This is a genomic window from Bacillus subtilis subsp. subtilis str. 168 (assembly GCF_000009045.1).
Taxonomy (GTDB): domain Bacteria; phylum Bacillota; class Bacilli; order Bacillales; family Bacillaceae; genus Bacillus; species Bacillus subtilis.
Genome location: NC_000964.3, coordinates 2,468,548 through 2,494,574, shown reverse-complemented (window position 1 = coordinate 2,494,574; position 26,027 = coordinate 2,468,548). Strand labels below are relative to the sequence as shown.

Sequence of the window (26,027 nt, the reverse complement as noted above, 5' to 3'; positions counted from 1 at the left end):
TTCTAAAGCCTTATGACAGTTATTCATTTGCGGGAACAAGCATGTCGATATGCTGTGGCAGGACCTGAATGACTGCGGGTGTATGTGTATAAACTTCTCCATCCATATCCGCCTTTTTGGCAGTGTCTGTTTCAATCTCGATACGGGAAGCCTGGACATAGGACAACTCTCCAGTAAAACGATCAATTGAGCCTTGTTCCATGCTCATCAGCTCCCGCAGCGCGGTGAGGTTGGTATTGCGGCATATGAGAACATCAAGTAAGCCGTCTTCAATACTGGCATCGGGCAGAGGAATTCGATTCGTTCCAATGTATTGGCCATTCATCACAAGCAGCATAACGGCTTCTTCTTTAATTTCTTCTCCATCAATTTTTAATGTCATCGGAAACGATGCAGCAGATGAGACGGTTCGCAAGGCACTTGTAAAATAGCTGATTTTTCCCAATAATGCTTTTTCCGTTTCGTTGATTTGATTCGACGTTTCTGCAATTAAGCCGATCCCCCAGAAATTCAAAAAATAACGGTCATTCATCTGACATACGTCTACGCTGGTTTTTTTTCCCGCCATAAGTGCTTCCGCGGCCTTTGCAAGATTTTGAGGGATGCCAAGCACTCTTGAAAAGTCGTTGCACGTGCCGCCGGGCAAAATTCCGACAGCGGGTTTTCTTTCTAGAGCGCTGATAGCATTTATGCATTGATGGATCGTGCCGTCGCCGCCGAGAATGAAGACGGTGTCGACAGAATCATCAATGGATCGGCAAAAATGATACGCATCATCCTTTTTCTTTGTCTGTTTAATAATCACCTCATCTAAATGGTGAGATAAAACCGGCACCACAGCACCAAGTGCTTTTTCTATATTTTTGTTGCCGGCATTTCCGTTATGAATCAGTAACGCTTTCCGGTGGCTCATATACAACTGCTCCTTTATTTTACTTCTGGTTATATAATCCCCTTTTTCTGTAAGCAGTAAACGAAGAGCAAAAAAAGTGCACGGCGAAGCAAAGTCATTTGCCGATATGGACGTTTCCTTGCTATCATAAGAACAGATGATGAAAAAGGAGAGGTCTTCATTGAACATGGACTTTAATTTATTTATGAATGATATTGTCCGCCAAGCGAGACAAGAAATAACAGCTGCCGGATACACCGAGCTTAAAACAGCCGAAGAGGTGGATGAGGCACTTACGAAAAAAGGAACGACGCTCGTCATGGTAAACTCTGTTTGCGGATGCGCCGGAGGAATTGCAAGACCGGCAGCCTACCATTCCGTTCACTATGATAAAAGACCTGATCAGCTCGTCACCGTTTTTGCCGGACAGGATAAAGAAGCGACAGCGCGTGCGCGTGACTATTTTGAAGGTTATCCACCATCTTCTCCGTCCTTTGCGATTTTGAAAGACGGAAAGATCATGAAAATGGTAGAGCGTCATGAAATTGAAGGCCATGAGCCGATGGCTGTAGTGGCAAAGCTGCAGGAAGCCTTTGAAGAATATTGTGAAGAAGTATAAGACGAACAACCCGGATGCTCAAAGCAGCCCGGGTTTTTTTGTGCATAAATTTCCAAGGATATATGAATAAATATTAAGGGATTATTCAATCGGATTGTACAGCGATTTAATTTTTATCTAGTAATATCAGAAGAGATCACTGGAAAGATAAGCCTAAAGATAATTTTTAAAAATAGTATTGCATAAAAATGAGAAACTGTTTAAAATACAAATTAACGAATAAATATTCAAATACACCAAAAGTAATGAATACGGGGGAAATGGATCATGAAAAAATGGCTCTTATTACTTGTGGCTGCTTGCATCACCTTTGCATTAACTGCGTGCGGCTCAAGCAATTCAGGTTCAGAAAGCGGAAAGAAAAAATTAATTATGGGTACTTCGGCGGATTACAAACCGTTTGAATATAAAGAAGGAGATAATATTGTCGGCTTTGATGTAGAGCTGGCAAAAGCTCTGGCAAAGAAGGCAGGCTATGAAATTGAAGTGCAGGATATGGACTTCAACAGCTTAATTACAGCGCTTAAATCAAAACAGGTGGATCTCGTTCTGTCAGGAATGACACCAACGCCTGAGCGTAAAAAACAAGTTGATTTTTCCGATGTGTATTACACAGCGAACCATATGATTGTCAGCAAAAAAGACAGCGGCATTCAATCTTTGAAAGACCTGAAAGGAAAAACAGTTGGCGTTCAGCTTGGCTCTATTCAGGAAGAGAAGGGGAAAGAGCTTTCTCCGGAATATGGTTTTAAAACAGAAGACCGCAACAGAATTTCTGATTTGGTGCAGGAAATCAAATCTGACCGCTTCGATGCCGCGATTATTGAAGACATTGTTGCAGAAGGGTATTTCAAATCAAATGATGACCTGCAAGGCTTTGTGATTCCTGATGCGAAAGCGGAAGAAGCCGGTTCAGCAATTGCTTTCAGAAAGGACAGTGAACTGACAGACAAATTCAATAAAGCGCTCAAGGAAATGGAAGATAACGGAGAGCTTGAGAAATTGAAGAAAAAATGGTTCACTGGCGAGAAGTAAAAAAAAGCGGCTCAACTTTTTCGTTGAGCCTTTTTATTGAATAGGAAACTTTTTTCCTGTAAGAAAAGGAGACAAAGGCTATGAATTTGGATTTTTCAGCAACGATCCCCCAAATTCCTTTTATATTAGAAGGCTTGGCAATTACATTAAAAATTGTTGTTGTATCTGCTATTATCGGACTTATACTCGGTATTGTGCTAAGCTTATGCAAGATCAGCACATTCCGCCCGTTTATCTGGATCGCTGATTTTTATACATCAGTGTTCCGAGGCACGCCTTTAGTGCTGCAGCTTATGATTGTCTATTTTGGCCTTCCTCAGCTGCTCGGATTTCAAATTGACCAGTTTTGGGCTGCGGTTGTCGCATTGTCTTTGAATTCCGCCGCTTATGTATCGGAAATTATCAGAGCCGGAATCAATGCCATTGATAAAGGGCAAAAAGAAGCTGCTGTTGCACTCGGTGTCCCGTATGGAAAAATGATGAAGGATCTGCTGCTGCCGCAGGCCTTCAAAAATATATCACCTGCAATTGTGAATGAATTAATTACGTTAACAAAAGAATCGGCGATCGTCACCGTCATCGGGCTTGGTGATGTCATGAGACGCGCATATCAAGCTGGCGCCGCCACTTACAATTACCTTGAGCCGCTCATTATCGCGGGATTGATTTATTATGTGCTTGTCCTGATTTTAACGTTTATCGGCAAGGCTGTAGAAAGGAAGCTGAAATCCAATGATTAAGGTTGAAAAGCTGTCAAAATCATTTGGGAAACACGAAGTATTAAAAAACATTTCAACAACAATCGCTGAGGGTGAGGTTGTTGCCGTGATCGGTCCTTCAGGCTCAGGCAAATCAACGTTCTTACGCTGTTTAAACCTGTTGGAAAAGCCTAACGGCGGAACCATTACAATAAAAGACACAGAGATTACGAAGCCGAAAACCAACACATTAAAGGTCCGGGAAAACATCGGGATGGTTTTTCAGCATTTTCATCTCTTTCCGCACAAAACGGTTCTCGAAAACATCATGTACGCGCCTGTCAATGTAAAAAAAGAATCAAAACAGGCTGCACAGGAGAAAGCTGAGGACCTGCTCCGCAAAGTCGGTTTGTTTGAAAAGCGAAATGACTATCCAAACCGTTTGTCTGGCGGACAAAAACAGCGTGTCGCGATTGCCAGGGCTCTTGCGATGAATCCGGACATCATGCTGTTTGACGAGCCGACCTCCGCCCTTGATCCAGAGATGGTCAAAGAAGTGCTACAGGTGATGAAAGAGCTGGTCGAAACCGGCATGACCATGGTGATTGTCACACATGAAATGGGCTTCGCAAAAGAAGTGGCAGACCGTGTGCTGTTTATGGACCAAGGAATGATTGTCGAAGACGGCAATCCGAAGGAATTTTTTATGTCGCCAAAATCCAAAAGAGCGCAGGACTTTTTAGAGAAAATATTATAGAATATAAAAAAGAAGAAGGCTGGCCGCCTCTTCTTTTTTATTGAAGAAACAAATAGAAATGGAGTCCGACATGTTTAAAATTGGTTACCGCACAATAAAGACCGCGCTTGGAACAGCTTTGGCTATTTATATAAGCCAGTTATTGCATTTGCAAAACTTCGCATCAGCAGGAATCATCACCATTTTGTGCATACAAATCACACAAAAACGGTCGCTTCAGGCCTCATGGGCCCGCTTTTCGGCATGCTGTCTGGCAATTGCTTTTTCTTATCTCTTTTTCGAGCTTATTGGCTACCACCCGTTTGTGATCGGAGCGCTTCTTTTGATATTCATTCCGATAACGGTTCTGTTAAAAATTAACGAGGGTATCGTCACCAGTTCTGTTATTATCCTTCATTTATACATGTCCGGCGGCATTACGCCTACTTTCATCTGGAATGAAGTTCAGCTGATTACGGTTGGCATCGGCGTCGCTCTATTGATGAACTTGTATATGCCTAGTCTTGACCGGAAACTGATTGCCTACCGCAAAAAGATAGAGGATAACTTTGCTGTCATTTTTGCAGAAATCGAACGGTATTTGTTAACTGGTGAGCAAGATTGGTCAGGAAAAGAAATTCCGGAAACGCACCAGCTCATTACGGAGGCTAAAAACCTGGCATATCGAGATGTGCAAAACCACATTTTGCGTTATGAAAATCTGCATTATCATTATTTTAAAATGAGAGAAAAGCAATTTGAAATTATCGAACGCCTTCTCCCTAAAGTGACATCGATCTCCATCACGGTAGATCAGGGAAAAATGATCGCTGAATTTATTCATGATTTGCGGGAGGCGATACACCCTGGGAATACAGCATACAAATTTCTGAAAAGACTTGCTGACATGAGAAAAGAATTTGAGGAGATGCCGCTTCCTGCGACTAGAGAGGAATTTGAAGCGAGGGCCGCTCTCTTCCATCTTCTCGGCGAAATGGAACAATATTTAGTGATTAAAAGTTATTTTAAAGGAATAAAAGCGCAAAAATCACTCGGATGATTCGCATGAGCTCTTCCTTCATTGGTCAACCTAATGAAAAAGGAGGAGCTTATGCGTTTTTTCTTATGTTCGATTTTCATGATGATTTCACCGATTTGGCCGCTCGGCGAAAATCCGCTGCCGGGTGATCCGTATGTTATTGTCAACAAGCGAACAAATGAACTTGCTGTTATCCTCGACAACAAAGTAGAAGGCGTGTATAGTGTGGCGACTGGAAAAACAGATGATTTGACGCCTGAAGGAGAGTTTTCGGTAACGGTAAAAGCGGAAAATCCTTACTACAGAAAGAAAAATATTGAAGGGGGATCTCCTGATAACCCGCTTGGGGCAAGATGGATCGGATTTGACGCGAAAGGAACGGACGGGCGGATTTATGGAATTCATGGGACAAACCGAGAGGAATCAGTAGGAAAATTTGTGTCTAACGGCTGTATACGTATGCATAACGATGAGGTTGTTCATTTGTTTCAAACGATACCAGTAGGAACGAGAGTGCTGATCACGGACGACAACCGCTCTTTTGAGGAGATTGCCATCGAGCATAAAGCTCTGATAAAAAAGCAGGATATTCCCATTGAATAAGGCGCCTGCTTTTTTATCGTTATAGAAACATGACGATTCCTGAGAGTACAGTTGAAAGAATAAAAACTCCCAAAATCACGATCAAAACGCTTTTCATCAGTTTTTGAGACATGATTTTCACTCCTTAAACAATCTGTCTATATTTTAGCGTGTTTTGAATGGGCGGACAAGCGATATCTATTAGCGAAAGCAGGGATGAAAATGAACAGGCTTGACCATATCGGGATAGCCGTTTTTTCGATAAAAGATGCAAGAAGCTTTTATGAAAATGTATTGGGGCTTGCATTTCTTCATCAAGAAACGGTTGAAGAGCAAAAGGTGAATGTTGCTTTTTTTCAAGCTGGTAGCGTCAAACTTGAGCTGATAGAGCCGTTGACAGCTGACAGCCCCGTCCATTTATTTTTGGAGAAGAAAGGGCAGGGACTGCATCATATTGCGTTTTTGTGCAACTGCCTATCTGAACAGCTTCAAGCATTGTCTGATCAGCATGTTCAATTGATTGACAGGTTTCCAAGACAGGGAGCGAACGGGAAAAAGATCGCGTTTATTTCCCCTCGGGAAACAAACGGTGTTCTTGTAGAGCTTTGTGAACCGAAAGGAGACCAACACAATGAGCATGAATGAGCACATGGATCATTTTTACACGAAACGCAAGCAGGCAGAAGAAGGCGGAGGACGGGAAAAGCTGGCTCAGCAGCGGCAAAAGGGCAAGCTCACTGCTCGGGAAAGGATCATATTTCTTCTAGATCAGGACAGCTTTATCGAATTACACCCCTTCATGGAAAGTCAAGTGTTAACAAGAGAACAGCGCATGTTAGGGGATGGGGTCGTGACAGGGTACGGCACAATTGACGGTCGCTCAGTTTATGTATTTGCGCAAGACTTCACAGTGTACGGAGGGGCGCTTGGCGAAACCCATGCCAGGAAAATCTGCGCTTTGATGGATCTGGCAGCAAAAAATAAGGCGCCGATTATCGGGCTGAATGACTCAGGTGGTGCGAGAATTCAAGAGGGTGTGTTATCATTAGATGGATACGGTCACATATTTTACCGAAACGTCTTATATTCCGGAGTCATTCCGCAAATATCGGTTATTTTAGGGCCGTGCGCTGGAGGCGCTGTATATTCTCCGGCACTCACAGATTTTATATTTATGGCTGAACAGACTGGCCGGATGTTTATTACCGGCCCGAAGGTGATTGAAAAAGTGACAGGGGAACAGGTTGATGCGGAGAGCTTAGGCGGAGCGGGGATACATAATGCCGTCAGCGGAAACGCCCACTTTTCCGGGCATACGGAGAAGGAGGTTCTGACAGGGGTGAGAAAACTACTGTCTTATTTGCCGCTGAATGGCCGGACAACAGAGCCGAAGCCAGAGAAAGAGGCGTCCAGACCGTTATTAAACCGTCTTGTCCCTGCTGATACGACAAAGCCTTATGATGTTCGGAAGGTGATTAGGGAGCTGGCTGACCCGCAGTCTTTTTTTGAGATTCAGCCATTTTTTGCGAAGAACATTGTCATTGGGTTTGCAAGGCTGGGTGAAAAAGCAATCGGCATCGTGGCGAGCCAGCCGAAGCATCTGGCGGGAAGCCTGACGATTGACGCTGCTGATAAAGCAGCAAGGTTCATCCGTTTTTGTGACGCATTTGATATCCCGCTGTTGACTGTCGAAGATGTCCCGGGGTTTCTGCCGGGTATTCAGCAAGAGCACAACGGAATCATCAGGCATGGAGCAAAATTATTGTTTGCTTATGCTGAAGCGACTGTCCCAAAAGTCACACTCATCATTAGAAAAGCGTACGGCGGCGCCTATGTGGCCATGAACAGCAAAGCGATCGGAGCGGACCTTGTGTTTGCATGGCCGAATGCTGAAATCGCAGTGATGGGTCCAGAAGGTGCGGCATCGATTTTGTATGAAAAGGAAATCAAAGCTTCAGCTGACCCGCAAAAGACGAAACGCGAAAAAACTGCTGAATACAAAAAGCAAAACGCCGGCCCATACAAAGCGGCCGCTTGTGGAATGGTCGATGACATCATTTTGCCGGAAGAATCAAGGGGAAGACTGATTCAAGCTTTTCATATGCTTACACATAAGACAGAAGAGAGACCGAAAAAAAAGCACGGTAACATACCGCTTTAATATGGAGGGACTTACAAATGGTGAATGAAAAACGCCTGCTGGAAGAATTTTTAGAGCTTGTCCAAATTGACTCAGAAACAAAGCACGAAGCTGAAATCTGCAAAGTGCTGAAACGAAAATTTTCTGATTTAGGTGTGGACGTTAAAGAAGACGATACAATGGATATCACGGGCCACGGAGCCGGTAACCTGATTTGCACGCTAAAAGGGACAAAACAAACAGATACGATCTATTTTACATCTCATATGGACACAGTTGTACCCGGAAACGGCGTAAAACCAGTTGTAGAGAACGGTTACGTCAAAACTGACGGCACGACGATTTTAGGTGCTGATGATAAAGCGGGATTGGCTGCAATGTTTGAGGCGATTAAGGTGCTGAAAGAAGAAAATATTGAACACGGCACGATTGAATTCATCATCACAGTAGGGGAAGAATCGGGTCTGATCGGAGCGAAGGCGCTTGACCGTTCTATGATCACTGCATCCTACGGCTATGCTCTTGATTCAGACGGAAAAGTCGGAAATATCATTGTGGCCGCGCCGACACAGGCGAAGGTAAGAGCGGCAATTTTCGGGAAAACCGCTCACGCCGGGGTTGAACCTGAAAAAGGCATTTCAGCGATTACAATCGCTAGCAAAGCCATCTCAAAAATGCCATTGGGCCGTATCGATGAAGAAACAACAGCTAATATCGGCCGGTTTGAAGGCGGCACACAAACAAACATTGTGTGCGACGAAGTTCATATTCTTGCTGAAGCGCGCTCTTTAGTTCCTGAGAAAATGGAAGCTCAGGTTCAAAAAATGAAAGCTGCTTTTGAAGAGGCAGCTGCTGATATGGGCGGACGCGCAGAAGTCGAAATTGAGGTTATGTATCCGGGCTTTAAATATCAAGACGGCGACCAAGTTGTTGAAATCGCGAAAAAAGCGGCTGCTAAAATCGGACGTCCAAGCGAGCTGCAAACGAGCGGCGGCGGAAGCGACGCGAACGTAATCGCTGGTCATGGCATCCCGACGGTCAATCTTGCTGTCGGTTATGAGCAAATCCATACAAAAAATGAAAAAATGCCGATCGAAGAGCTCGTTAAAACGGCAGAAATGGTTGTTGCCATTATTGAAGAGGCGGCAAAATAAAAAAAGAAAACCCGAGTGCGATTTCCCGCATCGGGTTTTTTTAGCTCCATTTCCTAAGCGGCCAAAATAACACATCCTGTTTTTTAGCATAATGAAGCAAGGGGTCTGACTCCGGCAATGTAATACCGTGAGCATCAGTCACCGTATTGACTGAAATTTCTGCTTCGGCGTTTTGCAGCAGCCACGGATGATGATGGATGTCTTCGTAATAGAGCTTATTGCGATAAGTGGTGTAGAGCCTGTATCGTTCTGTCAGCCAGTAATCGAGCGAATCCTTTTCTGCTGTAAAAGGCGCTGAAATTGGCCGGTATGCGGCGTGGAATGCTGCTTCTTTGTCATTTTTCCGCTTGCTGACATAGTCAATGGCATCACCGTTTTTTTCGGACTTCATATCCGCGTAAAAATAAGGCAGATGAAAGAATGTGCGAGCGCCAAGGACCGCCAGACGATGATCGGCATCTAAGCTAAAAAAATAAATGCCGGGCTTGCCTTTATACGTGACATAGGTGCGGAGGTTAAGCTCAGGAAATGCACGCGCACCGGGAATGACAGGGAGATAACGCGCCCTCAGGTTCGTGAGCATAAAGGGAAGCATGCTGATCCAAGCTTGCCCGTTATATGTATCTAATTCTAAAACGGACGGTACCAAAGCGCGAAGGATAGAAACATCAACAGGCCAGTGAGCAAATAAGACATCATTCCAGGTTTGTCTCATGATCCAGATTCCATCAGGTACAGAAATATTTTTTTGCTGAAAGCGTTCCGTCAACGTATAGGCTCCTTTCGGTTGGAGGTGAGTAAAGGTATTCCCGATTTCCTTCTTTTTAAACGATACGGCTATTTTTTAGGATGGCCATTTCTGCTTCAGCCATGATAAACAAGACTGTTTGGCGCGGTACTTTGCAAGTAACAAAAAACAACCCCGGCTTTTTGCACGGGGTTGCTTTTTTATTTCACCGACTCAGTAAGAGCGGCTGTTTTTTTACTTTTATGATGCGTCATCTGAAGGACGATGTTTTGCACTGTCAAAAACAGTCCGCTTGTAAACCAGTACAGCGGAAGGGCTGCCGGCACATTAAGCGAGAAAATCGTCATCATCACAGGGAAGATGAACACCATCAATTTTGCGGATTGCTGCGCTGCAGGGTTTTGCGGGACAGCGGAATATTTCGCGCTCAGTTTTTGAGCGATATAGGCTTGGACAAAATACATAATCCCTGCACTAAGGGACATGAGAATATCAGATTGCCCTAAACTGAACCATAGAAACGAGTGTGACGCAATTTCAGGTGTTGAGCGAATCGCGTAATAAAGCCCAATCATAATCGGAGACTGAATCAGCATTGGAAGACAGCCCATCGCAAGCGGGTTGATATTATGCTCCTGATACAGCTTCATCATTTCCATTTGCAGCTCTTTTTGCTTTTCCGGGTCCTTCGTCTTTTTCAACTTAACCTGGATACTGTCAACCTGAGGTTTAATAACGGCCATTTTCTCTTGGAAGATGCGCTGTTTTTTGAACTGATTGACAAACAAAGGCAATACAACTATACGCACAATAATGGTTACGAGGATAATAGAGAGTCCGTATTCTCCGTGAAACAGCCCGGCAACACCCTTAAGCAGAGCGGAAAACGGTTCGATTAAATAATCGTGGAAAAAACCTACGTTGCTGAGGCCTCCCACCTGATTAGTCGCTGCAAATGCAGCATTGCCCGAGCATAATACGATCAAAAAGATACCCATAGCCAAAAGTTTTTGATATGTTTTTAACAATTTTGTTCTCCTCCTTTTTATAAATGCGGTTTATAAAAGAAGAGAACCGGCGTCTTCCTCATCGTTCACAGGCGAATTCATGCGGAAGACTTTACGTATCCAAGTTGTAATGCGATGATATATAATAATAAGAAAGTCTGTTCGGTTAATGTGAAAGACCGTCTGATGTTCATCTGTTCGTTTTGATTTCCATTGCTCGCCCGCACGGCACTCCCGTAAGAGGAATGCAATCCCGATTGCCGTTAGAGCAGGAAGAATAATTGTGAAAAAATCGACTAAGAATAAAACGTCATTTATCGATTCCACAAACATTGTCATCACATCCATTCAATAGCTTCATTTTACTATATGTACAAGCTGTTGTCTAATGACCGAAAAGGAGATTTGTTTATGCCGGGAAAGAGCCGAATTATTTTCCATATTGATATGAATAGCTTTTATGCGTCGGTTGAAATGGCATATGATCCGGCTCTCCGGGGAAAGCCGGTCGCAGTTGCCGGAAACGTAAAGGAGCGAAAGGGCATTGTGGTAACATGCAGCTACGAAGCAAGAGCGCGCGGCGTCAAAACAACGATGCCGGTTTGGCAAGCGAAGCGCCATTGTCCTGAGCTCATCGTTCTTCCGCCGAACTTTGACCGCTATAGAAACTCTTCACGAGCGATGTTTACCATTCTTCGTGAATATACTGACCTAGTGGAGCCTGTCTCCATCGACGAAGGCTATATGGACATGACCGATACACCATACAGCAGCCGCGCTCTAGAGACGGCAAAAGAAATCCAAAGCAGGCTGCAAAAAGAGCTGCTGCTCCCGTCAAGCATAGGGATTGCACCGAATAAATTTCTCGCTAAGATGGCGTCTGATATGAAAAAACCGCTTGGAATTACGATCTTAAGAAAGAGGCAAGTGCCCGATATCCTGTGGCCGCTTCCTGTTGGAGAGATGCACGGAGTCGGCAAAAAGACAGCGGAAAAACTGAAGGGACTCGGCATCCATACAATCGGAGAGCTAGCTGCAGCTGATGAACACTCGCTGAAGCGCCTGCTTGGCATCAACGGTCCGCGCCTTAAAAATAAAGCAAATGGCATTCACCATGCGCCGGTTGACCCGGAGCGCATTTACGAATTTAAAAGCGTCGGCAACTCATCGACACTTTCCCATGATTCCAGTGATGAAGAAGAGCTGTTAGGCGTTTTTAGAAAGCTTGCCGCTTCTGTGAGTGACCGTTTACAGCGCAAGGAAGTCATGGCTTCGAAGCTTTTTATTATGATTAGATATGCGGATTGGAGAACCATCACAAGAAGCACTACGCTGAGAAACCCGATTGATCAAAAAAATGACATTTTGAAAGAAGCGGAGCACCTCTTTTTTAAACATTGGAATAAAAATCCTGTCAGGCTGCTTGGCATTACCGGAACGGATTTAGTAGAAAAAGAGCAGGCCTATAAACAGCTCGATTTGTTCAGCTTTAATGAAGATGCGAAGGATGAGCCCATTCAGCAGATGATGGAAAAGCTGAATAAAAAGTACGGTACCAAACTGATCAGAAAAGGGGCAACGTTAAAAAAAGAGGAGAGCAAAACAAAGGGAACAAGCTTTAATAAAGATTTTTTTCAAGATGAAAAGAAAAGCTGAATCGCTTGAAAAAAAGGGTGAATGTATGGTAATTTCTTTATTATAAATATCATTTTATTTTAATTTAAATTTTAAAATGATTAAACGTTTGCAGAAGGGACGTTAGAATATGTCAAAACAACAAATCGGCGTTATCGGACTTGCGGTCATGGGTAAAAATCTGGCTTTAAATATCGAAAGCCGGGGATTTTCTGTTTCTGTTTACAACAGATCAAGCAGTAAAACTGAGGAGTTTTTACAGGAGGCAAAAGGAAAAAATGTTGTTGGCACTTACAGCATTGAAGAATTTGTCCAATCCTTGGAAACACCGCGCAAAATCTTATTAATGGTTAAAGCGGGAACTGCAACAGATGCGACAATTCAATCTCTTCTTCCTCATCTAGAGAAGGATGATATTTTAATTGACGGCGGTAATACATACTATAAAGATACACAGCGCCGTAACAAAGAACTCGCTGAAAGCGGCATTCATTTTATCGGAACAGGCGTTTCCGGCGGAGAAGAAGGAGCGCTTAAAGGACCTTCTATCATGCCTGGCGGACAAAAAGAAGCACATGAGCTTGTAAAACCGATTCTTGAAGCCATTTCTGCAAAAGTTGACGGAGAACCTTGTACGACATATATCGGTCCGGACGGCGCCGGCCATTACGTAAAAATGGTGCACAACGGAATTGAATACGGAGATATGCAGCTGATCTCTGAATCATATTTCATTCTGAAACAGGTGCTGGGCCTTTCTGCTGATGAGCTTCATGAAGTTTTCGCTGAATGGAATAAAGGTGAGCTTGATAGCTACCTGATTGAGATTACGGCTGACATCTTCACAAAAAAAGACGAAGAAACAGGCAAACCGCTTGTTGATGTGATTCTTGATAAAGCAGGCCAAAAAGGAACAGGAAAATGGACAAGCCAAAGCGCACTTGACTTAGGCGTTCCGCTTCCGATTATTACTGAATCTGTATTCGCACGCTTTATCTCAGCTATGAAGGAAGAGCGTGTAAAAGCGAGCGGACTTCTTTCAGGACCAGAAGTGAAGCCTGTTACAGAAAATAAAGAAGAGCTGATTGAAGCGGTCAGAAAAGCGTTGTTCATGAGTAAAATCTGTTCATACGCGCAAGGATTTGCCCAAATGAAAGCTGCTTCTGAAGAATACAACTGGGATCTGAAATATGGTGAAATCGCTATGATCTTCCGCGGTGGTTGCATCATTCGCGCGGCATTCCTTCAGAAGATCAAAGAAGCTTACGATCGCGAGCCTGAGCTTGACAACCTGCTTCTTGACAGCTATTTCAAGAATATTGTAGAAAGCTATCAAGGAGCGCTTCGCCAAGTGATTTCACTTGCAGTTGCCCAAGGTGTGCCGGTGCCATCATTCTCAAGCGCATTAGCCTACTATGACAGCTACCGCACAGCCGTACTGCCTGCAAACTTAATCCAAGCACAGCGCGACTACTTTGGCGCTCATACTTATGAGCGTACTGACAAAGAAGGCATCTTCCATACTGAATGGATGAAGTAATCAATAGAAACCCCCGAAGCTCTTAAGCTTTGGGGGTTTTGTTATTAAGGAGATTGTTATACCTTTGTTCAGCGTAAAAAAGACCGAAAATGCTTAGTAAACTATTTCGGCTTTTTTCTTCTTATTATATGTTCCACCAGTGTAAGCCGTCTTTCACCAAAAGATCATCAGATTCTTTCGGTCCCATTGAGCCTGATTCGTAGTTAGGAGATAAGGTTTTGTTTGCTGCCCATGTTTCAGAAATAGAGTCGACAAAGCTCCAAGAAAGGGCAACTTCATCCCAGTGTGCAAAGTTTGTTGCATCGCCAAGAAGACAGTCGTGAATTAGTTTTTCATATGCTTCAGGGGTGTTCAACTCGTCATTGCAATTGCTGCAATAATCGAGTTTGATTGGCTGTGCGTGTGCTGCTCCGCCAAGCTTTTTAGCATTTAAGTAAAGCGTAATGCCTTCGTCAGGCTGAATATGAATGACAAGCAAGTTCGGATTCATGTTGTTTTCATTACCGTAGTACAGGTTCATCGGAATGTCCTTAAATTGAACGACAATTTTTGTGGACTTTTCTTTCATTCGTTTTCCGGTTCTGATGTAGAATGGAACACCAGCCCATCTGAAGTTGTCGATCAAGAGCTTGCCGGCAACAAAGGTTTCTGTATTGGAGTCAGGAGCGACATTATCTTCATCTGTATAAGCAGGAACCGGTACACCGTCAATTTCACCAGCATGATATTGTCCGCGCACAAAGTATTCATCCACTTCGTCTTTTGCAATAGGACGCAGTGCTCTCAGCACCTTCACTTTCTCGCTGCGGATTTCTTCTGTGTTCAATTTGATAGGCGGCTCCATTGCAAGAAGGGCAACCATCTGCATAATATGGTTTTGCACCATGTCGCGAAGGGCGCCTGATTTTTCGTAATATCTTGCGCGGTCTTCAACGCCTAGTGATTCGCTAGATGTGATTTGAATGTTTGAAATGTAGCGGTTTGTCCAAAGCGGTTCGAAAATCGCATTGGCAAATCGAATCACTTCAATGTTCTGAACCATTTGTTTGCCTAGATAATGGTCGATTCTGTAAATTTGATCTTCCGTAAATGCTTCGCGGATTTCTTTATTCAATGCCTGTGCGCTTGGCAGATCATGGCCGAACGGTTTTTCGATGACAAGGCGGGACCAGCCGGTTGTAGCTGTTACACCCTCTGATTTTAATGTTTTTGCAATCGTTCCGAAGAATTCAGGAGCCATTGCCAAGTAGAACATTCTGTTGTTAGGAATTTGATATGTATCTTCCAGCTGGTTAAGCAATACGTTTAGCTCTTGATAAGAACCAGGGTTTGTCACGTCAAACGGGTGATAGTAAAAATGAGACGTGAAATCATCTATATGCTTATCTGCAGATGAGGAAATGGATGTTTTAACAGTTTGGCGAAGATCCTCATTAGACCAAGGTCTTCTTCCAACTCCTACCACTGCAAACTCTTCTCCGATTTGTCCGTTTTGATATAAACGGTGAATAGACGGATACAATTTTCGTTTTGCTAAATCTCCAGTTGCACCGAATATGACAATTACTGCTTTTGGTTGTTGGTTTGTTTTCACTAAAAGTACCTCACTTTATTCGAAGCTTTATTTTAGTACACCCCGTATATTTCCTTCATTTTAAATCTAAAATTCAACGAAAGCAAACATTTAAGCCCTTTTTTAAGCAGAATGCTGAAAAAATGTTTCTAGCACGAAAGGATTGTTCTTTTCAGAGGCAAGATTCACATTTTCCGCTTGATCCTGTATTCTTGTAGGTATCTGGTTCTAGTAGGAGGAAGGAAACGTGGAATTACTTTTTTTAGGGACGGGAGCCGGCATCCCCGCCAAGGCGAGAAATGTAACGTCGGTGGCATTAAAATTGCTTGAAGAAAGGCGTTCGGTATGGCTTTTTGACTGCGGGGAAGCCACACAGCATCAAATTTTACATACAACGATTAAACCTCGTAAAATAGAGAAAATCTTTATTACACACATGCACGGCGATCATGTATACGGACTTCCGGGGCTTCTGGGGAGCCGTTCCTTTCAAGGCGGAGAGGACGAGCTGACAGTGTACGGACCTAAAGGGATCAAGGCGTTTATTGAAACAAGCCTTGCCGTCACGAAAACCCATTTGACATATCCGCTTGCGATCCAGGAAATTGAAGAAGGAATCGTGTTTGAGGACGATCAGTTTATTGTCACAGCGGTATCTGTTATTCATGGAGTGGAAGCCTTCGGGTACCGTGTGCAGGAAAAAGACGTACCGGGTTCCTTGAAGGCTGACGTATTAAAAGAAATGAACATCCCGCCCGGACCTGTATATCAGAAAATCAAAAAAGGCGAAACGGTAACGCTTGAAGACGGACGAATCATCAATGGGAATGATTTTCTGGAGCCTCCTAAAAAGGGAAGATCTGTTGTGTTCTCCGGTGATACGAGAGTAAGTGACAAACTAAAAGAGCTTGCGAGGGATTGTGATGTGCTTGTTCATGAAGCAACCTTTGCTAAGGAAGACCGTAAACTTGCTTATGATTATTATCACAGTACAACGGAACAAGCGGCTGTAACAGCGAAAGAAGCAAGAGCGAAGCAGCTCATTTTAACCCATATCAGCGCAAGATATCAGGGAGATGCTTCTTTGGAGCTTCAAAAAGAAGCGGTTGACGTTTTCCCCAATAGCGTGGCGGCATATGATTTCTTAGAGGTAAACGTCCCGCGAGGCTGAAGGCGGAGCTCTTATTTGACAATTTGTGATGACGTTGTATAATAAAACGTAATCATTACGTTTTATAAGGAGATGTTAATTATGAGAGTAAATGTTACTTTAGCTTTGCACTGAAACGGGAGACCGAAATTACATCACAACAAAAAATAAACGCACCAATCCAGACCGTTTGGAGCTGAAAAAATATTCACCGCGTTTAAAGAAATATACCCTTCACCGTGAAACAAAATAATATAAAAGACCGGGAATCCCTTACGGCCCGGTCTTTTTTTACGTTAATTGACTGCCTGGTAAAGAGGAGCGGCCTGCTGGCACGCTGCGCACCATACGTCATAAATAGCCAAGTGAACGATATGAGGTTCATCATGATGGATGTTGTGGGAGCTGTTTTTAGCTTGAATCCAGCCGCTTTGGTTAGATAGAGACAATATGCTGCTGTGCAAGTTTTGCCACTCCTGTTCAGCAGCGAATTTCTCAGTCCGTTCTCCTGATGACAACACAAGAAGAGGCATGTTTCCTAAGTGGACTTGCCGCTTTTTGAGCTCCTGCAGACTTTTTGAAAACTCTGCATGTGTGCCCTCAAGCATCATCTTTCTCGTATGTGATTTGTGCATTTCTTCGGGTATAAAGGTAAAGCTGGCGCAATCGCCTAAAGCTGGGTCAAGAAGGACCATGCCGATAATATCATGCTTGTTTTTGCAGGCCCATAAACCGGTGATGACAGCTCCGTATGAGTGTGAAACAGCCAAATAAGGAGGTTTTACATCAGCTGCTTTAAGCAAACTCTCCAATTCTTTCACTTGTTGATCAGCTGTTCGTTTAGCTCTGCTTTGCCCGCTTTTTCCTATGCCTGCCCGATCATATGTGAAAATGCCAAATTCATCATCAATGTCCGCCATTAATGGTTTCCACGTCTCAGAAGAAGTACCATAGCCGGCCTCAAAGACAATCGTTACACCGCTTGATCCTTTCCGGTGCTGTGTATGAAACGCACATCCGTCAATTGTATATGTCTTTTCCATCCAAGCTGATTTCATTGGAGTCATCTCCTCTAATTGGTTCTACTAGGGAGACGGAGAACCTTAGCCGATCGTTTCTCTAAAAATAAAAAAAGAGATATCCTCTACAGGATATCTCTTATGGGCATTACCAGCCTCTTTCGTATTGAACAGGGGCCGGAATCTCTGTATTGAGCTGTTTCGCAGCAGTTCTTGCAAAAAATGGATCCCGCAAAAGCTCTCTGCCGATAAAGATGAGGTCGGCACGTCCGTTTTGCAGAATTTCTTCAGCCATTGAACCGTCTGTAATCATGCCGACGGCACCAGTAGCCATGTCCGCCTGTTCACGGATTTTCTCAGCGAAGCTGACCTGATAGCCAGGGAATACGTTAATGTCTGCGTGAACAAGGGCGCCTGAGCTGCAGTCAATTAAGTCAACACCCTGCTCCTTCATCCATTTTGCAAAACCGATGTGATCGGCAATGTCTAAGCCTTTATCAGTGTAGTCAGAAGCAGATACACGGACAAATAAAGGACCGTCCCATACTTGTTTGACTTCATCAATGATCTCTCTCAAGAAACGATAGCGGTTTTCAGGTGAGCCGCCATATTCATCTGTTCGATGGTTGGAAAGCGGAGACAAAAATTCATGAATTAAATATCCGTGCGCCGCATGAATTTCAATCACATCAAAGCCGGCTTCTTTTGCGCGGGCAGCCGCTTGCTTGAACTCCTGGACCGTTTCTTTTACTTTTTCTGCTGACATTTCTACAGGTGTTGCTGATTGTTCGTCAAACGCAATCGCCGATGGAGCGAAGATATCTCCTTCAAGCTCAGCTTTACGTCCGGCATGGGCAAGCTGAATGCCGATTTTTGAACCTTGTTCTTTGACCTGCTCAGTCAGTTTTGCAAAGCCTTCAATATGCTCGTCGCTCCAAATGCCTAAGTCTTGGTCAGTGATTCGTCCTTGAGGGTTAACCGCTGACGCCTCTACAATAATCAGTCCGACCTGGCCGATTGCGCGCGATATGTAATGTGCCATGTGGAACGGTGTTAATTTTCCGTCCTTTTCATGAGAAGAATACATGCACATTGGCGACATGACAATGCGGTTTTTTAACGTCATATCTTTAATTGTAATAGGTGTAAATAATTTTCTGGCCATTTCTTTCGCCTCCCGTAAGGTTTTTAGAGATTGATTATATCAAGTCATTTCTTTCCCGTCATATAAACTGCTCAAATGAACCGCTTTTGTCAAACATTTCTGTATAATAGACGAGAAATCAGTTTATTTTTCAGTATAGAAGCATTTTTATTCATAGGAGGGGCGGAATCAATGAATTGGCAGACGAAGGACGAATTGCTGGCACTTTTAACTTCTCTTGTGCAATACGAAAGCATCACCGGTTCAAAGGGCGAGGTAGCGCTTGCAGAGTATCTTTATTTTATTTTGAAGGACAAGCCCTATTTTCAAAAGCACCCTGATGATGTAACACTTCATCCGATGGACGATGGCAGATCTTTTCTTACGGCTCTAGTCAAAAAGAAGAATGTCAAAAAGACAGTGCTTCTGCTGAGTCATTTTGATGTCGTTGACATAGAAGATTACGGCGAATTTAAACATATGGCTTGCAAGCCTGCTGAGCTTTTGAGCTCCTTTTTAGAGAAAAAAGAGCTGCTCCCGGAACGTGTGAGAAGAGATGCCGAAAGCGGAGACTGGCTGTTCGGAAGAGGGACGATGGATATGAAAGCGGGGCTTTGTATTCAACTGTCGATGCTGGAGAGGGCAATGAACGGGCATTTTGAGGGCAATCTGCTGTTGATAACGGTTCCGGACGAGGAAGTGAATTCAAGAGGCATGATTGAAGCGGTTCCTGCATTGAAGGAGATGGAGAAAAAGCATGATATCACATTAACCGCTTGCCTGAATGCCGAACCGATGTTTGAAAAATTTCCCGGCGATCAGCAGCAATATTTTTATACAGGAAGCATTGGCAAGGTGCTTGCGGGTTTTTTCTGCAAGGGGATTGAGACACATGTTGGAGAGCCGTTTTCAGGTCTAAACGCAAATTTAATGGTATCTGAGATTAACCGTTTGCTTGAACTGAATGCTGATTATTGCGAAAAGGTTGATGGCGAGGTCACTCCGCCGCCGGTAAACTTAATGCAAAAGGACTTGAAAGAGGCATATTCAGTCCAGACACCGCATACAGCCGTCACATTATTTAATGTGCTGTCAATGAAACGCTCAGCTAGTGAGCTGCATCAGATGCTGCTTAAAACAGCAGAACAGGCGGCGGAGGAAATCATGTCGAACGTTCGGAAGAAAACACAGGATTTTCAACAATTTGAGCCATTTCAGCCGATTGAGCGGGACGTCACTGTTTTGACATTTGATGAGCTGGTCTCGCGTGCAAAAAAGCGTGCGGGGATCTCGGAAACAGAGCGGGCTCTAAATTATGCCTTTGCTAACAGGGGGGAGCTTGGAGACAGGGATTTTTCGACGAAAATTGTTTCTGAGCTTGCTTCGCTTTGTAAGGAGGATGCGCCGCTCATCGTTCTGTTTTATAGTCCGCCGCTTTATCCAGCTGTTTCTTCAAAGGATGATCAATTGATCAGAAATACAGCAGATCAGATAAAGCATTATGCGGCTGAGCGATACGGCATTGCATTACGGGAGGTTCAGTACTTCCCCGGACTTTCGGACTTGAGTTATCTTCAGCTGGAAAAACAGGAGGTTGATGCATACACAAGCAATATGCCGCTCTTTAACAGAGGGTATTCATTGCCAAGCGGTAAAAATCAGGCTTTATATGTCCCAGTTTTAAATGTCGGTCCGGCTGGTAAAGACCCGCATAAATGGACGGAAAGATTGTATATGCCTTATTCCTTTGAAGTGCTTCCCGATTTGCTTTCATTTACGATCTCCGCGCTATTAAAGCAATCAGAATCTGCCGGCCAGCTGCTGCGGGAAAAATAAAAAACAGAAGGCACTGTGCCTTCTGTTTTTGTCCTTACATCTAAGAATGTCTCTCTAAGGCGGCACCGGCAAACTGTTCTTTGATTTCTGCGCTCCGTTTAGCTGTTTCTTCAATACAGTGAATAATTGCTTCTTCAAAGCGGGAGTCCTGTAAAGCGCGAAGACCTGCCTCTGTAGTGCCCCCAGGACTGGTGATTTCTTTACGCAGCTTTTCCGGCTGTTTGCCGCTTTGGAGGAGCATATCTGTTGCCCCTGCCATTGTCTGCAAAATGAGTGCTTTTGCCGTTTCTTTATCTAATCCTACTTTTTGTGCTGCTTTTTCCATCGCCTCAATATAACGATACACATAGGCCGGGCCGCTGCCTGCGATTGCAGTGACAGCGTCAAGATGCCGCTCCTCAACCAGTGTTGCATCACCGATTGTTTCCAATAGAGCTTTTGCGGCAATAATATCATTCTTGCTTGCTTCCGTGCTTACGGAAAATCCGGTTGCTGATTTTCTGATTGCCGCTGATGTATTAGGCATGACGCGAATGACCGCGAGCTTTCTGCCAAAATAATGCTGAATGGTTTCGATGGTAAGGCCTGCAAGTACTGAAATGACAAGCTGGTCCTTGATATACGGCCGGATGCTGTCGATGCTTTCCGCCGCGTCTTTCGGTTTGAAAGCGAGGATAATGATATCGGTGTGAGTGAAAAACTCATTTTTATCTCTGCATGGACGCACGCTGTACGTTTCCTTTAATTCAATCAGACGCTCGTCATTTGAGCGATTTGTAATATAGATATGTTCTGGTTTTGTGATGCCGCTTTGCAAAATGCCGTTGATCATTGCTTCTGCCATTGACCCGGCGCCGACAAATCCTATCTTTTTCATTGATATCCTCCTTCTATTAGAACAACAAAAAACCTTTTCATCACGTAAAGGACGAAAAGGTTCGCGGTACCACCCTCATTAGCACAAATTGTGCTCAGCTCAAATCCCCGTAACGCGGGAAACGTTTAGGTTTTCCTAACCGCGACTTGAGGGCAGGTTCTACAAACAAGCGGGCCGCAACACCTTTCAGCCGGGGGTATCGCTCTCTTAGGCCATTGCCTTGTATACTATTCCTCGTCATAGCGTTCCAATGGTTCTCGTTTTAGTTTGTTGTTCATTATGCAATGGCGGACAAGCTAATGTCAATAGCTTTTTCAAAAAGGTTTGTTCTCATTCTGCAATAATGACACAAGACCGAGAAAAAGCTAAAATATGAATAATGAATGAAGACAAGGAGCGAAAGGATGACAACTGAAGATGTAATTGCGATCCGCGTCCCGACACCGTTTGCTGTCGGCGATGTTATCGTTTACCTCGTAAAAGGTGATGCGCTGACACTTATCGATGCCGGGCCGAATACAAAAGAGGCTGCCAGAGCCTTACAAGAGCAGCTTGCCGCTGTAAATGTGAAATTGTCAGATATCGAGCAGGTTGTACTGACTCACCATCATGCTGATCATGCAGGCTTGCTTGATGTCTTTTCAGATGAAATCGAAGTGATTGGGCATACATTCAACGAACCTTATATCAGCCAAAATCAAGCCTTTATGGATTGGCAAAAACGTTTTTTTCAAAAGCTGCTGCCTGAATTAGGCGTTCCATTTGATACGGGGAAGGCGGAAAAGCTGATTCGATCAGCGTACGCATTTTCCTGTACGAGATCTCTGACAAAATCAATCAGAGAAGGTATGGGCATAGATGGGCTTGAGGGCTGGTCTGTGTTGGAGATGCCTGGACATGCTGAATCGCATATTGTTCTGTTCCATGAAAAAAGCGGAAGGATGCTTGGCGGCGATCTACTGCTGGCAAACAGCTCGTCTAATCCGATTTTGGAAGCGCCGAAAGCGGGAGACGTCAGGTCAAAGCCTTTAGTGGATTATCAGCGGTCATTGCGAAGGCTGTCTCAACTTGATCCAACAATCGTATTTCCTGGTCACGGCGAGCCTATCACCAGTGTACAAGCGCTGATTGAGAAGCGTTTTGACAAGCAGAGGAACAGGACGGAGGATGTGCGTCGCATGCTGGATGAAAAGCCGATGACCGCTTTTCAGGTCTGTCAGCAGCTTTTTCCTGCTGTATATGAAAAGGAATTGTTTTTAACGATGTCAGAAACGGCAGGTCACCTTGATGTGTTGGAGGCTGAAGAAGCCATCACGTCATATTGGGAAGGAAATACCGTATACTTTAAAACAATGAAGAGGTGAAATGGGTGAAACATATAGCGGGAAAAAGGATTTGGATAACCGGCGCTTCAGGAGGGCTTGGAGAAAGAATCGCATACTTATGCGCGGCTGAAGGAGCCCATGTCCTGCTGTCGGCTAGACGCGAGGATCGTTTGATAGAAATCAAAAGGAAAATAACCGAGGAATGGAGCGGACAGTGTGAGATTTTTCCTCTGGATGTCGGCCGCCTAGAGGATATCGCCCGGGTCCGCGATCAGATCGGCTCGATTGATGTACTGATTAACAATGCAGGCTTCGGTATATTTGAAACGGTTTTAGACTCTACATTGGATGACATGAAAGCGATGTTTGATGTGAATGTCTTCGGCCTGATCGCCTGTACAAAAGCGGTGCTTCCGCAAATGCTTGAGCAAAAAAAGGGACATATCATCAATATCGCCTCTCAAGCGGGGAAAATCGCCACACCGAAGTCTAGCCTGTATTCCGCGACCAAACATGCCGTGTTAGGTTACTCAAACGCTTTGCGGATGGAGCTTTCGGGAACCGGCATTTATGTGACAACAGTCAACCCGGGCCCGATTCAGACGGACTTTTTTTCCATTGCTGATAAAGGCGGGGACTACGCCAAAAATGTCGGCCGCTGGATGCTTGATCCTGATGACGTGGCAGCTCAAATTACAGCTGCAATTTTTACGAAAAAGCGGGAGATCAATCTTCCGCGTTTAATGAATGCCGGCACTAAGCTGTATCAGCTGTTTCCAGCTCTTGTAGAAAAGCTGGCAGGACGCGCGCTCATGAAAAAATAATGATAGAACTGCCTGTGGTGGAGTGGCTTGTTTCTCACGGGGCAGTTTTTGATAGTGGAAGGGAGAGATTGTTGAATGTCAGTTCATTCAGAAGTCCTTCATGCTCTGCTTAAAGATCCGTTTATTCAGAAACTGATTGATGCAGAGCCTGTATTCTGGGCAAATTCAGGCAAGAAAGAGGGGCCATTACCCCGTGCAGATGAGTGGGCAACCGAGATAGCGGAAGCGGAAAAAAGAATGCAGCGGTTTGCACCTTACATTGCCGAGGTGTTTCCTGAGACGAAAGGCGCTAAAGGAATCATCGAGTCTCCGCTTTTTGAGGTGCAGCATATGAAGGGAAAGCTGGAAGCGGCATATCAGCAGCCATTTCCCGGAAGATGGCTTTTAAAGTGCGACCATGAGCTTCCGATTTCAGGATCGATTAAAGCGAGGGGCGGGATTTATGAAGTGTTAAAGTATGCTGAAAATCTCGCGCTTCAAGAAGGAATGCTTCAGGAAACCGATGATTACCGCATCTTACAGGAAGAGCGGTTTACCGGGTTTTTCTCCCGCTATTCGATTGCTGTCGGTTCGACAGGAAATCTAGGTTTAAGCATCGGCATCATCGGCGCGGCACTCGGGTTTCGCGTGACAGTGCATATGTCCGCCGATGCTAAGCAGTGGAAAAAGGATCTCCTCCGCCAAAAGGGAGTCACTGTTATGGAGTACGAAACAGATTACAGTGAAGCGGTGAACGAAGGGAGACGGCAGGCGGAACAAGATCCATTCTGTTATTTTATTGATGATGAACATTCTCGTCAGCTGTTCTTAGGATATGCTGTTGCTGCAAGCCGATTAAAAACACAGCTTGACTGTATGAATATAAAGCCAAGTCTTGAGACGCCCTTGTTTGTGTATCTGCCGTGCGGAGTCGGCGGAGGACCGGGCGGTGTAGCATTTGGGCTGAAGCTTTTATACGGAGATGATGTTCATGTGTTTTTCGCAGAACCAACTCATTCACCTTGTATGCTGTTAGGGCTTTATTCAGGACTTCACGAGAAGATCTCCGTCCAGGATATCGGCCTGGATAATCAGACGGCTGCTGACGGACTTGCCGTAGGGAGGCCGTCAGGATTTGTCGGCAAGCTGATTGAACCGCTTCTGAGCGGCTGTTATACGGTAGAGGACAATACGCTTTATACTTTGCTTCATATGCTGGCTGTATCTGAAGATAAATATTTAGAGCCCTCTGCTCTTGCTGGCATGTTCGGGCCGGTTCAGCTTTTTTCGACAGAAGAGGGAAGGCGCTATGCTCAGAAATATAAGATGGAACATGCCGTACATGTCGTCTGGGGAACGGGAGGAAGCATGGTTCCAAAAGATGAAATGGCTGCGTATAACCGAATCGGTGCTGATTTGCTAAAAAAACGAAATGAAAAATAAGCAGACAGTGAAAAGGTTTTCCGTTACAATCTTTGTAAGGGTTTTAACCTACAGAGAGTCAGGTGTAAACAGTGAAAAATAAAGAACTTAACCTACATACTTTATATACACAGCACAATCGGGAGTCTTGGTCTGGTTTTGGGGGGCATTTGTCGATTGCTGTATCTGAAGAAGAGGCAAAAGCTGTGGAAGGATTGAATGATTATCTATCTGTTGAAGAAGTGGAGACGATCTATATTCCGCTTGTTCGCTTGCTTCATTTACATGTCAAGTCTGCGGCTGAACGCAATAAGCATGTCAATGTTTTTTTGAAGCACCCACATTCAGCCAAAATTCCGTTTATTATCGGCATTGCCGGCAGTGTCGCAGTCGGAAAAAGCACGACGGCGCGGATCTTGCAGAAGCTGCTTTCGCGTTTGCCTGACCGTCCAAAAGTGAGCCTTATCACGACAGATGGTTTTTTATTTCCTACTGCCGAGCTGAAAAAGAAAAATATGATGTCAAGAAAAGGATTTCCTGAAAGCTATGATGTAAAGGCGCTGCTCGAATTTTTGAATGACTTAAAATCAGGAAAGGACAGCGTAAAGGCCCCGGTGTATTCCCATCTAACCTATGACCGCGAGGAAGGTGTGTTCGAGGTTGTAGAACAGGCGGATATTGTGATTATTGAAGGCATTAATGTTCTTCAGTCGCCCACCTTGGAGGATGACCGGGAAAACCCGCGTATTTTTGTTTCCGATTTCTTTGATTTTTCGATTTATGTGGATGCGGAGGAAAGCCGGATTTTCACTTGGTATTTAGAGCGTTTTCGCCTGCTTCGGGAAACAGCTTTTCAAAATCCTGATTCATATTTTCATAAATTTAAAGACTTGTCCGATCAGGAGGCTGACGAGATGGCAGCCTCGATTTGGGAGAGTGTCAACCGGCCGAATTTATATGAAAATATTTTGCCAACTAAATTCAGGTCAGATCTCATTTTGCGTAAGGGAGACGGGCATAAGGTCGAGGAAGTGTTGGTAAGGAGGGTATGAA

At 44.3% G+C, this 26,027-nt stretch carries 25 protein-coding genes, 1 other RNA gene, 2 pseudogenes and 2 other annotated features; of the genes and pseudogenes, 19 read left to right on the top strand and 9 right to left on the bottom strand.

What is annotated here, in order from left to right; all coding sequences use genetic code 11:
- Positions 1-19: 19 nt before the first annotated feature.
- Entirely contained in the window at positions 20-913 is an 894-nt protein-coding gene (gene bmrU, locus BSU_24000; RefSeq protein NP_390280.2) for a putative lipid kinase BmrU, read from the bottom strand.
- A 160-nt stretch (positions 914-1,073) separates the two neighbouring features.
- Between bmrU and brxB the strand changes: the two genes are divergently transcribed.
- From brxB to yqjE, 9 genes are all read left to right on the top strand, one after another.
- On the top strand, positions 1,074-1,511 hold the full coding sequence (gene brxB, locus BSU_23990; protein NP_390279.1) for a bacilliredoxin B (de-bacillithiolation): 438 nt from the start codon (positions 1,074-1,076) through the stop codon (positions 1,509-1,511).
- Positions 1,512-1,778: 267 nt separating this feature from the next.
- The gene (artP, locus tag BSU_23980; RefSeq protein ID NP_390278.1) at positions 1,779-2,546 is read left to right on the top strand and encodes a high affinity arginine ABC transporter binding lipoprotein; all 768 of its coding nucleotides are present in this window, start codon (positions 1,779-1,781) and stop codon (positions 2,544-2,546) included.
- 80 nt (positions 2,547-2,626) lie between these two features.
- Positions 2,627-3,286, top strand: coding sequence for a high affinity arginine ABC transporter (permease) (gene artQ / locus BSU_23970; RefSeq protein ID NP_390277.1), 660 nt, complete (start codon positions 2,627-2,629; stop codon positions 3,284-3,286).
- Entirely contained in the window at positions 3,279-4,001 is a 723-nt protein-coding gene (artR, locus tag BSU_23960; RefSeq protein NP_390276.1) for a high affinity arginine ABC transporter (ATP-binding protein), read from the top strand. The genes artQ and artR overlap by 8 nt, the downstream gene beginning before the upstream one ends.
- A 70-nt stretch (positions 4,002-4,071) precedes the next feature.
- Positions 4,072-5,040, top strand: a complete 969-nt coding sequence (yqjA, locus tag BSU_23950) for a hypothetical protein (protein ID NP_390275.2) — start codon at positions 4,072-4,074, stop codon at positions 5,038-5,040.
- 51 nt (positions 5,041-5,091) lie between these two features.
- A complete protein-coding gene (yqjB, locus tag BSU_23940; RefSeq protein NP_390274.1) occupies positions 5,092-5,622 on the top strand; it encodes a putative L,D-transpeptidase in 531 nt (176 codons plus the stop codon).
- 201 nt (positions 5,623-5,823) lie between these two features.
- Positions 5,824-6,246 carry a putative methylmalonyl-CoA epimerase gene (gene yqjC / locus BSU_23930; protein ID NP_390273.2) on the top strand — a complete coding sequence of 141 codons (423 nt, stop codon included), beginning with the start codon at positions 5,824-5,826 and terminating at the stop codon, positions 6,244-6,246.
- The gene (gene yqjD, locus BSU_23920) at positions 6,239-7,762 is read left to right on the top strand and encodes a putative propionyl-CoA carboxylase beta chain (RefSeq protein ID NP_390272.2); all 1,524 of its coding nucleotides are present in this window, start codon (positions 6,239-6,241) and stop codon (positions 7,760-7,762) included. The genes yqjC and yqjD overlap by 8 nt, the downstream gene beginning before the upstream one ends.
- A gap of 17 nt (positions 7,763-7,779) precedes the next feature.
- Positions 7,780-8,895 carry a putative peptidase or deacylase gene (gene yqjE / locus BSU_23910; protein NP_390271.2) on the top strand — a complete coding sequence of 372 codons (1,116 nt, stop codon included), beginning with the start codon at positions 7,780-7,782 and terminating at the stop codon, positions 8,893-8,895.
- Positions 8,896-8,935: 40 nt separating this feature from the next.
- Here yqjE and yqjF read toward each other — a convergent pair whose 3' ends face one another.
- From yqjF to mifM, 3 genes are all read right to left on the bottom strand, one after another.
- Positions 8,936-9,664, bottom strand: a complete 729-nt coding sequence (yqjF, locus tag BSU_23900; RefSeq protein ID NP_390270.3) for a hypothetical protein — start codon at positions 9,662-9,664, stop codon at positions 8,936-8,938.
- A gap of 179 nt (positions 9,665-9,843) precedes the next feature.
- Positions 9,844-10,671 (bottom strand): Sec-independent factor for membrane protein insertion (YidC/SpoIIIJ family), encoded by an 828-nt coding sequence (gene oxaAB / locus BSU_23890; protein ID NP_390269.1) that lies wholly within the window; start codon positions 10,669-10,671, stop codon positions 9,844-9,846.
- A 30-nt stretch (positions 10,672-10,701) separates the two neighbouring features.
- Complete coding sequence (gene mifM, locus BSU_23880) at positions 10,702-10,989, bottom strand: regulator of OxaAB translation (protein YP_054586.1); 288 nt, start codon at positions 10,987-10,989, stop codon at positions 10,702-10,704.
- Positions 10,990-11,061: 72 nt separating this feature from the next.
- Between mifM and polYA the strand changes: the two genes are divergently transcribed.
- Both polYA and gndA read left to right on the top strand, forming a co-directional pair.
- On the top strand, positions 11,062-12,306 hold the full coding sequence (polYA, locus tag BSU_23870; protein NP_390268.2) for a DNA-damage lesion bypass DNA polymerase: 1,245 nt from the start codon (positions 11,062-11,064) through the stop codon (positions 12,304-12,306).
- Positions 12,307-12,415: 109 nt separating this feature from the next.
- The gene (gene gndA, locus BSU_23860; protein ID NP_390267.2) at positions 12,416-13,825 is read left to right on the top strand and encodes an NADP+-dependent 6-P-gluconate dehydrogenase; all 1,410 of its coding nucleotides are present in this window, start codon (positions 12,416-12,418) and stop codon (positions 13,823-13,825) included.
- Positions 13,826-13,949: 124 nt separating this feature from the next.
- On the opposite strand, the gene zwf is transcribed toward gndA, so the two are convergent.
- Entirely contained in the window at positions 13,950-15,419 is a 1,470-nt protein-coding gene (gene zwf / locus BSU_23850; RefSeq protein ID NP_390266.2) for a glucose-6-phosphate 1-dehydrogenase (NADP-dependent), read from the bottom strand.
- A gap of 226 nt (positions 15,420-15,645) precedes the next feature.
- On the opposite strand from zwf, the gene rnz reads away from it, so the two are divergent.
- The 3 genes and pseudogenes from rnz (at position 15,646) to rpmGCc (ending at position 16,798) form a co-directional block, all read left to right on the top strand.
- A complete protein-coding gene (gene rnz / locus BSU_23840) occupies positions 15,646-16,569 on the top strand; it encodes a ribonuclease Z (protein ID NP_390265.1) in 924 nt (307 codons plus the stop codon).
- An 81-nt stretch (positions 16,570-16,650) separates the two neighbouring features.
- Positions 16,651-16,683, top strand: a sequence feature (Evidence 5: Unknown function; PubMedId : 19648245, 27561249; Product type s: structure).
- Positions 16,651-16,683 (top strand): annotated as a pseudogene (gene rpmGCn / locus BSU_23837). Its footprint overlaps the feature before it by 33 nt.
- Positions 16,676-16,798 (top strand) — a sequence feature (Evidence 5: Unknown function; PubMedId : 27561249; Product type s: structure). Its footprint overlaps the pseudogene before it by 8 nt.
- A pseudogene (gene rpmGCc / locus BSU_23836) lies at positions 16,676-16,798 on the top strand. (Overlaps the previous feature by 123 nt.) The pseudogenes rpmGCn and rpmGCc overlap by 8 nt, the downstream one beginning before the upstream one ends.
- Positions 16,799-16,844: 46 nt before the next feature.
- Here rpmGCc and yqjL read toward each other — a convergent pair.
- Both yqjL and yqjM read right to left on the bottom strand, forming a co-directional pair.
- Positions 16,845-17,606 carry a putative hydrolase gene (gene yqjL, locus BSU_23830; RefSeq protein NP_390264.1) on the bottom strand — a complete coding sequence of 254 codons (762 nt, stop codon included), beginning with the start codon at positions 17,604-17,606 and terminating at the stop codon, positions 16,845-16,847.
- Between the two features lie 109 nt (positions 17,607-17,715).
- Positions 17,716-18,732, bottom strand: coding sequence for an NADPH-dependent flavin oxidoreductase (acting on cinnamaldehyde-related compounds) (yqjM, locus tag BSU_23820; RefSeq protein ID NP_390263.1), 1,017 nt, complete (start codon positions 18,730-18,732; stop codon positions 17,716-17,718).
- A 171-nt stretch (positions 18,733-18,903) separates the two neighbouring features.
- On the opposite strand from yqjM, the gene yqjN reads away from it, so the two are divergent.
- Complete coding sequence (yqjN, locus tag BSU_23810; RefSeq protein ID NP_390262.2) at positions 18,904-20,547, top strand: putative N-deacylase; 1,644 nt, start codon at positions 18,904-18,906, stop codon at positions 20,545-20,547.
- A gap of 40 nt (positions 20,548-20,587) precedes the next feature.
- Here the strand turns inward: yqjN and proI are convergent, their stop codons facing one another.
- A complete protein-coding gene (proI, locus tag BSU_23800) occupies positions 20,588-21,424 on the bottom strand; it encodes a pyrroline-5-carboxylate reductase (NADP-dependent, weak activity) (RefSeq protein ID NP_390261.1) in 837 nt (278 codons plus the stop codon).
- 25 nt (positions 21,425-21,449) lie between these two features.
- Positions 21,450-21,695: proline T-box riboswitch (pswI, locus tag BSU_misc_RNA_91), an RNA gene on the bottom strand.
- Between the two features lie 133 nt (positions 21,696-21,828).
- Here pswI and yqjP point away from each other — a divergent pair.
- The 4 genes from yqjP to coaA all read left to right on the top strand — a co-directional run bounded on the left by yqjP (position 21,829) and on the right by coaA (position 26,026).
- Positions 21,829-22,788 (top strand): putative metal-dependent hydrolase, encoded by a 960-nt coding sequence (gene yqjP / locus BSU_23790; protein NP_390260.1) that lies wholly within the window; start codon positions 21,829-21,831, stop codon positions 22,786-22,788.
- Between the two features lie 5 nt (positions 22,789-22,793).
- The gene (yqjQ, locus tag BSU_23780; RefSeq protein ID NP_390259.1) at positions 22,794-23,573 is read left to right on the top strand and encodes a putative metabolite dehydrogenase, NAD-binding; all 780 of its coding nucleotides are present in this window, start codon (positions 22,794-22,796) and stop codon (positions 23,571-23,573) included.
- Positions 23,574-23,648: 75 nt separating this feature from the next.
- The gene (dsdA, locus tag BSU_23770) at positions 23,649-24,995 is read left to right on the top strand and encodes a D-serine ammonia-lyase (RefSeq protein ID NP_390258.2); all 1,347 of its coding nucleotides are present in this window, start codon (positions 23,649-23,651) and stop codon (positions 24,993-24,995) included.
- A gap of 71 nt (positions 24,996-25,066) precedes the next feature.
- Positions 25,067-26,026 (top strand): pantothenate kinase, encoded by a 960-nt coding sequence (gene coaA / locus BSU_23760; protein ID NP_390257.2) that lies wholly within the window; start codon positions 25,067-25,069, stop codon positions 26,024-26,026.
- The last annotated feature ends 1 nt before the right edge of the window (position 26,027 follow it).